Genomic DNA, 1,484 nt, shown 5'->3' with positions numbered 1-1,484 from the left:
CAAACTCAGCGGCCAAGGCCATGATGAGTTACACCACTTCCAGGGACACGATCGGAGCAACAACCGGCTCGCTTGCGATACCCACAGGGCCAGCCGCACCCTGCGCTGGCTTCTTGAGGCGCAGAAACACAGGTGGGAACGCACTGGCTCCCACCTTCAACGGACCCGCTCGAGAAGGAAAATGCACGCAACCTGCACATTTTCAAAAGAAAAACTTCAAATCGGCGCGTACATCTGGTACAAAGTCAGCCGCTTTGAGCGGGTATAGTTTAGTGGCAAAACGAAAGCTTCCCAAGCTTTAGTTGAGGGTTCGATTCCCTCTACCCGCTCCACTCAATCAGGTCTTGCGTCAGGTTGGTTTGACGAGAGACACGTGAAAAAAACCGGCCTAGATGGCCGGTTTTTTTGTGGGTGAAATTTGATTGTTGGTAAAAGGGTGGGGTCGATTTTTACCTGTTGCCGCTGACCGAAAACTGACCCAGTAGAGGCTCTTCTGCCGACTGAAAACTGACCCAGATGTTCAACTGACTCTGCTCACTTTTTGAGCAGGAGAACACAGGGTGATCAGCATGGAAATGTTGGGAAAAATCCCCCGACCGCACAAGCTGACACGGTGTTGGCGAACCCTGCACATCCACCTGAATTCCAAGATGCAATTATCTGGTTCCCTGACTCGGGTATTGAGCCTTTCTACATCGTGCTTAGCACGCAACTGCAAAAGAACAAGCAGAGAGGCAAAGAGTACGAAGACGAATCCTTCGAGGAGTACAGCAAAATCAGACCCGAGGCAGCCCGCGAGGTTACAGTTAAAGCCGACAACGGGGTTAAAACCCGAGTTGATATGATTGGGCGAGACGCTGACGGTGAACTCTCATGTGTCGAATGCAAATCATCCGATACAGCGCCATTGACCAAGAATCAGAAATCGGCCTTTCCTGAAATTGAGAAAACGGGTGGTACGGTTGTAGGTAAAGGAAAACCCGGCTTCCCCGGAGGCACCAGAATTCCACCTACCAGAATTGACATCATTCGACCCGACCCAACCCTCTGAGGGAGCAGACATGTCCATCACCGAAACAAAAGTAGTCGATATTATTGCGGTGCCCGAGTGGGAGCCTAAAAACGTAATTTTGGTAATCACTGACCACCTTGAGTGGGGTGATAAAGCGCAACAAGGCGAACACCTGCTACTGCTTCAAGAAAAGATCAACAGCTACGTTGCTTTCATTGAGAGCGGAGAGCTGCTGGAAAGCTACCCGCCAGCGAAAGACAAGCTACCAATCATCCGAGTTAACGGTTTGTATGAGCTGCCAGCACAAGGCGAAACCTTTGTAGACCGAGTCACTGACCTGCTGAAAAGTGCAGGTATCGGATTTGAGTTCGTGCTGAAAGAAAGCGAGAAAATTCGCAACATGTGACTACCCGTGTCCTGAATCGCCCCTAGTTTCGTAGACACCTCCAAGCCTTAAAATGAGGCCCATTAG

Annotated in this window: 2 protein-coding genes, 1 tRNA gene and 1 pseudogene; all 4 read left to right on the top strand. The window is 50.5% G+C overall.

The annotated features are described in order from the left end of the window. A partial coding sequence (locus ACW9H9_RS28560; RefSeq protein ID WP_457346695.1) for a hypothetical protein occupies positions 1-268 on the top strand: 268 nt, incomplete at its 5' end. Continuing rightward, positions 259-332 (top strand) — tRNA-Gly (locus tag ACW9H9_RS28555). The genes ACW9H9_RS28560 and ACW9H9_RS28555, both read left to right, overlap by 10 nt. 257 nt (positions 333-589) lie before the next feature. Beyond that, positions 590-1,051: pseudogene (locus ACW9H9_RS28550) on the top strand (S-type pyocin domain-containing protein); the annotation flags it as partial. A gap of 10 nt (positions 1,052-1,061) precedes the next feature. Then, positions 1,062-1,418: a DUF6572 domain-containing protein gene (locus tag ACW9H9_RS28545; RefSeq protein WP_457346696.1), complete on the top strand. Its 357-nt coding sequence runs from the start codon at positions 1,062-1,064 to the stop codon at positions 1,416-1,418. The last annotated feature ends 66 nt before the right edge of the window (positions 1,419-1,484 follow it).

It is taken from the genome of Pseudomonas sp. SDO5215_S409 (assembly GCF_054071325.1).
Note: the sequence above shows the minus strand (reverse complement) of the source record. Positions and strands in the feature narration are given on the sequence as shown.